Source organism: Streptomyces sp. SID1328, assembly GCF_009865595.1.
GTDB classification, from domain to species: Bacteria; Actinomycetota; Actinomycetes; order Streptomycetales; family Streptomycetaceae; genus Streptomyces; species Streptomyces griseoluteus.
The window spans coordinates 22,405-28,526 of the sequence record NZ_WWKH01001069.1 but is presented as its reverse complement, the minus strand read 5'-3'; the positions used below and the strand labels follow the sequence as shown (position 1 = coordinate 28,526).

Annotated in this window: 8 protein-coding genes; 3 read left to right on the top strand and 5 right to left on the bottom strand. The window is 72.6% G+C overall.

Annotated elements, in window-relative coordinates:
- A partial coding sequence (locus GT030_RS34515; protein ID WP_161204431.1) for a peptide deformylase occupies positions 1 to 477 on the bottom strand: 477 nt, incomplete at its 3' end.
- Between the two features lie 95 nt (positions 478 to 572).
- The gene (locus GT030_RS34510) at positions 573 to 920 is read right to left on the bottom strand and encodes a tetratricopeptide repeat protein (RefSeq protein WP_086691683.1); all 348 of its coding nucleotides are present in this window, start codon (positions 918 to 920) and stop codon (positions 573 to 575) included.
- Between the two features lie 183 nt (positions 921 to 1,103).
- On the opposite strand from GT030_RS34510, the gene GT030_RS34505 reads away from it, so the two are divergent.
- Positions 1,104 to 2,162 carry an enoyl-CoA hydratase/isomerase family protein gene (locus tag GT030_RS34505; protein WP_161204430.1) on the top strand — a complete coding sequence of 353 codons (1,059 nt, stop codon included), beginning with the start codon at positions 1,104 to 1,106 and terminating at the stop codon, positions 2,160 to 2,162.
- On the opposite strand, the gene GT030_RS34500 is transcribed toward GT030_RS34505, so the two are convergent.
- A complete protein-coding gene (locus GT030_RS34500) occupies positions 2,150 to 2,485 on the bottom strand; it encodes a hypothetical protein (RefSeq protein WP_161204434.1) in 336 nt (111 codons plus the stop codon). The genes GT030_RS34505 and GT030_RS34500 overlap by 13 nt on opposite strands.
- Before the next feature lie 69 nt (positions 2,486 to 2,554).
- Positions 2,555 to 2,887, bottom strand: a complete 333-nt coding sequence (locus GT030_RS34495) for an antibiotic biosynthesis monooxygenase (protein ID WP_161204429.1) — start codon at positions 2,885 to 2,887, stop codon at positions 2,555 to 2,557.
- A gap of 80 nt (positions 2,888 to 2,967) precedes the next feature.
- On the opposite strand from GT030_RS34495, the gene GT030_RS34490 reads away from it, so the two are divergent.
- Positions 2,968 to 3,351: a VOC family protein gene (locus tag GT030_RS34490; protein WP_161204428.1), complete on the top strand. Its 384-nt coding sequence runs from the start codon at positions 2,968 to 2,970 to the stop codon at positions 3,349 to 3,351.
- A 16-nt stretch (positions 3,352 to 3,367) separates the two neighbouring features.
- Here the strand turns inward: GT030_RS34490 and GT030_RS34485 are convergent, their stop codons facing one another.
- Complete coding sequence (locus GT030_RS34485) at positions 3,368 to 5,494, bottom strand: MMPL family transporter (RefSeq protein WP_161204427.1); 2,127 nt, start codon at positions 5,492 to 5,494, stop codon at positions 3,368 to 3,370.
- A 97-nt stretch (positions 5,495 to 5,591) separates the two neighbouring features.
- Here GT030_RS34485 and GT030_RS34480 point away from each other — a divergent pair, with 97 nt between their 5' ends.
- On the top strand, positions 5,592 to 6,065 hold the full coding sequence (locus GT030_RS34480; RefSeq protein ID WP_161204426.1) for a MarR family transcriptional regulator: 474 nt from the start codon (positions 5,592 to 5,594) through the stop codon (positions 6,063 to 6,065).
- Positions 6,066 to 6,122 lie beyond the last annotated feature (57 nt).

Below are 6,122 nucleotides of genomic sequence, written 5' to 3'. Positions count from 1 at the left end.
GGCGACCACCTCGTCCAGTTCCCGCCCGTGCTCGTCCTGCCCGCGCAGCCGGACCCGTGCGGGCCGGGTCACCACGGCCTGCCAGCCGGGCACGCTCAGGCAGCCCTCGAAGAAGGACGCGCTGTCGGTGCCCTCCGGCTCGTACGACGGGTTGACCAGCACCCGGAAGGGCTGGGGCACCCGGCCCCGGACCACCGCGATCTCCTCCGGCACCGGTGCCGGGTCCTCGATCACGGCGATCCGCAGCCCCACCCCGACCTGCGGCGCGGCGAGCCCCACACCGGGGGCCGCGTGCATGGTGTCGCGCAGCGCCGCCACGAAGCGGGTGAGCACCTCGGGTGCGAGCTGGCCGTCGTACGGCTCGGCCGGCTGGCGCAGCACCGGGTGGCCGGCCGCGACGATGGGCAACGGGCCGCCCGCCGCGAGGAGTTCGGCCACCCGCTCGGCCAGGGGAGCGTGATCACTGACAGGTGTCATCGCGCCAGGATGCCACGCCGGCCTGCGTGGAAGAGGGGCGCGCCGCACCAACGGCCGGTGCGAAACCGGCCGTTCACACGACGCGCCCCAGGGGCTCATTCCTGCGGGAAGTCACCCGCGAGGGCGGCGGCGATCCGCAGATGCGGCGCGGCCTCCTCGTGGCGGGACTGGCGCTCCAGCGTGCGGCCCAGCATCAGCCGGGCGTAGTGCTCCACCGGGTCCCGCTCCACGATGATCCGCAGCTCCGCCTCGGCGCGGCCGAGCTGGGCGGAGTGGTAGTAGGCGCGGGCCAGCAGCAGCCGGGGCGCGGTCTGCTCCGGGACCTCCTCGACCAGCCCGGTGAGCACACGGGCCGCGTTCGTGTACTCCTTGGCGTCGAAGAACATCCCCGCCCGCTCCCAGCGCTCGGCGGCGGTGCCGTGGTCGTAGTACTTGGTGTCCACCTGAGACCTCCTTCGGCGGGTACAGCAACCTCGGGGTTGTTGAATATTCCACCAAAGTCGGGGGTGTCGCCGGAGGCTCCCGCGGAGGCAAGATCGTCGGTGTCCCGCTTGTCCACCGGACCCGGAAGGAACGAACGAGATCATGCGCGTCATCGTGGCCCACGGCCTGCTGGAGGCGATCGGATGACCGGCGCCGAGGCTCCCGTACTGGTGCACACCATCGGCCGGGCCGCCCACCTCACGCTGAACCGCCCCAAGGCGCTCAACGCGCTGAACCACGACATGGTCCGGCTCGTCGACGAGGCGCTCACCGAGTGGGAGCGGGACCCGACCGTGCAGACGGTGGTCGTCACGGGGGCGGGGGAGCGGGGGCTGTGCGCGGGCGGTGACATCCGCGCCGTCCACGACGACGCCCGTGACGGCGACGGCACCGCCGCGGCGCAGTTCTGGCGGGACGAGTACCGGCTCAACGCGCGGATCGCCCGCTATCCCAAGGCGTACGTGGCCGTGATGGACGGGATCGTGATGGGTGGCGGTGTCGGCATCTCGGCGCACGGCAGCGTCCGGATCGTCACCGAGCGGTCCCGGATCGCCATGCCCGAGACCGGCATCGGGTTCGTCCCGGACGTGGGCGGCACCTACCTGCTGTCACGGGCTCCCGGCGAGCTGGGCACCCACCTCGCGCTCACCGGCGCGCAGATCGGCGCGGGGGACGCGCTGCTGTGCGGGCTGGCCGACCATTACGTACCGTCCGCCGCGCTTCCCGACCTGGTGGCCGGCCTCGACGCGCTCGACGTGGCGGAGGCGCTCGCCCGGCACGGGCGTCCGGCGCCGGAGGGCGAGCTGGCGGACCGGCGGGAGTGGATCGACTCCTGCTACGCCGCCGACACGGTCGAGGAGATCATCGCCCGGCTGCGGGAGCACGGCTCGCCCGAGGCCAAGTCGGCCGCCGACACCCTGCTGACCAGGTCACCCACCGCGCTGAAGGTCACCCTGGCCGCCCTCCGCCGCGCTCGCCGGCTCGGGTCCCTGGAGGAGGTCCTCGACCAGGAGTACCGCGTCTCCTGCGCGGCCCTGAGCACGCCCGACCTGGTCGAGGGCGTCCGGGCCCAGATCATCGACAAGGACCGCTCGCCGCGCTGGTCGCCCGCGACTTTGGCGGAAGTCACCGATGTGGAGCGTTTCTTCGCCCCGCTGGGCGAGCGGGAACTCGGACTGGGGGACGCCCCTCACTCCGGGTGAGCCACCGCCTTCTTCTGGAGTTCCACCGCCGTCAGCAGGCCGAGGGCCGGCTCGGCCCTGCGCAGGGCCCGCAGGGCGGCCATCGAGGCGATGTCACCGGTGAAGCCGCTGTCGGCCAGCCGGACGCGGACCCAGCGGGCGCACAGCGCGTCCTCGGAGGCGGCGGCGGTGGACTCCACGAGCGCGACGGCCCGCTCCAGCCCCGGCCGCTCCTCCGGCGGCGCGTCCGCCAGCGCTCGGCGCACCGCCGCCAGAATCGCGTCCGAGTCCTTGAGCGGCAGCACGAAGGCCCGGCCCCCGGTGAGTCCCGTGAGTCCTGTCATACGGCCGATCGTGGTGGTCATGTGCCGGTGCTGCCAAGGGAATTGAGGAGAGTCTGAGGCTGGGGTCCGTCAGCTCGCGTGGACCGACTCCACGCGGAAGAGGCGTGGCTGGACGTGGGTGGCGATGGTGGCCGCCTTGTCCATGTGCACCCTGGCCTCGGGGTCGGCCAGCATCGCGCGGTAGTGCTCCTCGGTCTCCCACTGGGCGTAGTTGACGACACTCTCGCCGTCCAGGGAGGCGTGGAAGTTGGCGCAGACGAAGCCGGGCTGATGCTTCATCGTCTCCTCCGTGGCGCGGGAGAGGAGGTCGATCAGCTCGACCTGGCGGTCCGGGGTGACGGTGAACACGTTGATGAGCGTGGCCACCGGGCGCGTGGTGTCGATGTGTGCGGTGAGGGTCATGCAAGGAAGGCTCCCCGGTACGGCACGTCCGGCTTCCTTCGGGCCCACCGGATTCGCCCGTTCTCCGTACACTGGCGCGCATGGCATGCCGCATCAGTGAGCTGGTCATCGACGCCGCCGATCCGGAGCGACTCGCCGCGTTCTGGAGCGACGTACTGGGCTACGTGGAACTCGGCCGGGAGGACGACGGCAGCATCGAGATCGGCCCGCCCGGCGCCGGGTTCGGCGGCCCGCAGCCCACGCTCGTCCTCAGCCCCACCGCCGACCCCCGCCCCGCCAAGCTCCGCCTCCACATCGACGTCAGCCCCACCGACCGCGACCAGCCCGCCGAACTCGACCGCCTCCTCGCCCTCGGCGCCCGCCCGGCCGACATCGGCCAGACCGGCGAGGAGTCCTGGCACGTCCTGCTCGACCCGGAGGACAACGAGTTCTGCCTCCTCCGCGGACGCCTGGGTCCGGCGTAGCCGCGACCGGAGAGGGCTACTGCTTCTGCTCCACGCGGTCCTCCGTCGACTCCCGCTCCTGCGGGGCCCGTCGCTCGCGGGACAGCTTGCCCGGCCACCACACCGCCGGGCCGATGTCACGGACCAGGGCGGGGACCAGGAGGGAGCGGACGACGAGGGTGTCGAGGAGGACGCCGAAGGCGACGATGAAGGCGATCTGGACGAGGAACGCCAGCGGGATGACGATCAGCGCGGCGAAGGTCGCGGCGAGCACGACGCCGGCCGAGGTGATGACGCCGCCCGTGGCGATCAGACCGCGCAGGATGCCCTCGCGGGTGCCGTGGCGGACGGTCTCCTCGCGGACGCGGGACATCAGGAAGATGTTGTAGTCCACGCCGAGCGCGACCAGGAACACGAACCCGTACAGCGGGACCGAGGCGTCCGTGCCGGAGAAGCCGAAGCCGTGGCGGAAGACCAGGCCCGCGATGCCCAGCGTGGCCAGGTAGTTGAGCGCGACCGTCGCCACCAGCAGCACCGGCAGCAGCAGGCAGCGCAGCAGCGCGATCAGGATCACCAGGATGATCAGCAGGACGACGGGGACGATCACGTTCCGGTCGTGCTCGGCGGTGCGCTCGGTGTCGTACTGCTGGGCGCTGTAACCACCCACCAGCGAGCCGGGGTCCAGCGCGTGCAGCCGGTCGCGCAGCCGCTCGACGGTCGCCTTGGCCGCGTCGCTGTCCGGCGCGTCGGTCAGGGTCGCGTCGACGCGTACGCGTCCGTCCACCACCCGAGGAGTACCCCCCGGCTTGCCGGTCGCGCTCAGCGGGGCGGCCGAGGCCACGCCGGGCGTCTTCGCCGCCGCCGCGGTCACCTCCGCGCCCTTGGCCGCGTCCGCGATGACGACCACGGGCTGCCCGGAGCCGCCCGGGAAGTGCCGGCCGAGCGTCTGCTGGGCGGAGACGGACGGGGCGTCGTTGACGAAGAGTTCGTCCAGCGGGACACCCTTCGACTTGAGCGCCGGGAAGAACGCCGCGCCCACGACGAGCACGACACAGGTGGCCAGCCACACCTTCCGGGGGCTGCTGTCGACCCGGTGCGCCACCCGGCGCCACAGGCCGTGGCCGCCCGTCGCCGCGTCCGCCGGGCGGGGCTTGGCCGGCCAGAACGCGGCGTGGCCCAGCAGGGCGAGCACCGCGGGCAGGAAGGTGAGCGTGGACAGCACCGCGCATCCGATGCCGATCGCGCCCACCGGGCCCAGCGCCCGATTGTTCGTCAGGTCGCTGAGCAGCAGCGCGAGCAGCCCGAGCGCCACGGTGGCGGCGCTGGCGGTGATCGCGCCGAACGAATTGCGCAGCGCGCCCCATGCCGCCTCCGCCCGCTGGGCGCCCCGCGCCAGTTCCTCCCGGAAGCGGGCGGTGAGCAGCAGGGCGTAGTCGGTGGCCGCGCCGATCACCAGGATCGAGAGGATGCCCTGCACCTGCCCGTCCACCCGTACGACACCGTGGTCGGCGAGGACGTAGACGATCGCGCAGGCGATGCCGAGCGCGAACACCGCGCCGAGGATGACGACGAACGGCAGCAGCACACTGCGGTACACCAGCAGCAGGATCACCAGCACGGCCGCCAGCGCCACACCCAGAAGGATGCCGTCGATACCGCCGAACGCGTGAGTGAGGTCGGCCTGGGTGGCGGCCGGACCGGCGACCTGGGCACGCGTGCCGGCCACACCCGCCGCCGTCCGCTCGACCCGGTCCACCACATCGGTCACCTTCTCGCCCAGCTCCGGGCTGAGCGGGACCACACCCTCCAGCGCGGCCCCGTCCTTGGCGGGGAGCGCGGGGGACGGGCGGCCCACCACACCGTCGGTGCCGGCGAGCGACGCCAGCGCCCGCGTGGCCGCCTCGCGCTGGGCCGGGGTGATCTTCCCGCCGTCCTTGCCGGTCCAGACCACCACGGCCGGGAGCGTCTCCTGCCGGTCGAAGGTCTTCTGGAGGTCGACGGCCTTGGTGGACTCCGCGCTGCGCGGCAGGAACGCGGTCTGGTCGTTGGTCGACACCTCGCCCAGCTTGCCCGCGTAGGAGCCGAAGGCCCCGCCGAGGGCGAGCCAGACGAGGACAAGGACGAGGGGGACCAGCCAGCGGACGGGTCGGCGTACGGGGTTCATGCGCTCCCCAGGGAGGAGTGGGCGGATGCCGGGCAAGGTACCTCAACCATAAAGTATCTCAATGGTAGAGGTATCTGGAGATCATATCCTTGGAGTCATGCAGCCCGAACGCGCGGAGAAGCGTCCTCCCAGCGACCTCCAGGGGTACGCCGTCCTCCTGCGCACCCTGAACAGCGAGATAAACCGCATCGCCCACGCGTTTGCCCAGGCGCACGGCCTCCACGCCACGGACGTCCACGCGCTAGCCGCGATCATGGACGCCTCGGCCCTGGACGGCGAGCCCATGACCCCTTCCCGGCTGCGCGAGCGCCTCAACCTCACCTCGGGCGCCGTATCGGCGTGCCTGGACCGCCTCGAACGCGCCGGCCACATCACCCGCGCCCGTGACAGCGCCGACCGCCGCGTGGTCCACCTGCACTACAACCCCGCCGCCCGTACCCTCGCCCGCCAGTACTTCACCCCCCTCGCCCGCGGCACCGAGGCGGCCCGCCGCCGCTTCACCCCGGAGCAGCTCGAAACCGTCGCCGAGTTCCTCGGCGCCCTGAACCACGAACTGGCCGCGGAGCGCTGAGACCGGGCGCGTTCCCCGAGGTGAAGTAGGGTGACCGCGCGGAAGGGGTGGGAGTGG

Bases quoted from the DNA above. Each gene is read 5' to 3' on its own strand.
- GT030_RS34505 (WP_161204430.1), top strand. From the start codon at position 1,104: ATGACCGGCGCCGAGGCTCCCGTACTGGTGCACACCATCGGCCGGGCC.
- GT030_RS34500 (WP_161204434.1), bottom strand. From the start codon at position 2,485: ATGACAGGACTCACGGGACTCACCGGGGGCCGGGCCTTCGTGCTGCCG.
- GT030_RS34495 (WP_161204429.1), bottom strand. From the start codon at position 2,887: ATGACCCTCACCGCACACATCGACACCACGCGCCCGGTGGCCACGCTC.
- GT030_RS34490 (WP_161204428.1), top strand. From the start codon at position 2,968: ATGGCATGCCGCATCAGTGAGCTGGTCATCGACGCCGCCGATCCGGAG.
- GT030_RS34485 (WP_161204427.1), bottom strand. From the start codon at position 5,494: ATGAACCCCGTACGCCGACCCGTCCGCTGGCTGGTCCCCCTCGTCCTT.
- GT030_RS34480 (WP_161204426.1), top strand. From the start codon at position 5,592: ATGCAGCCCGAACGCGCGGAGAAGCGTCCTCCCAGCGACCTCCAGGGG.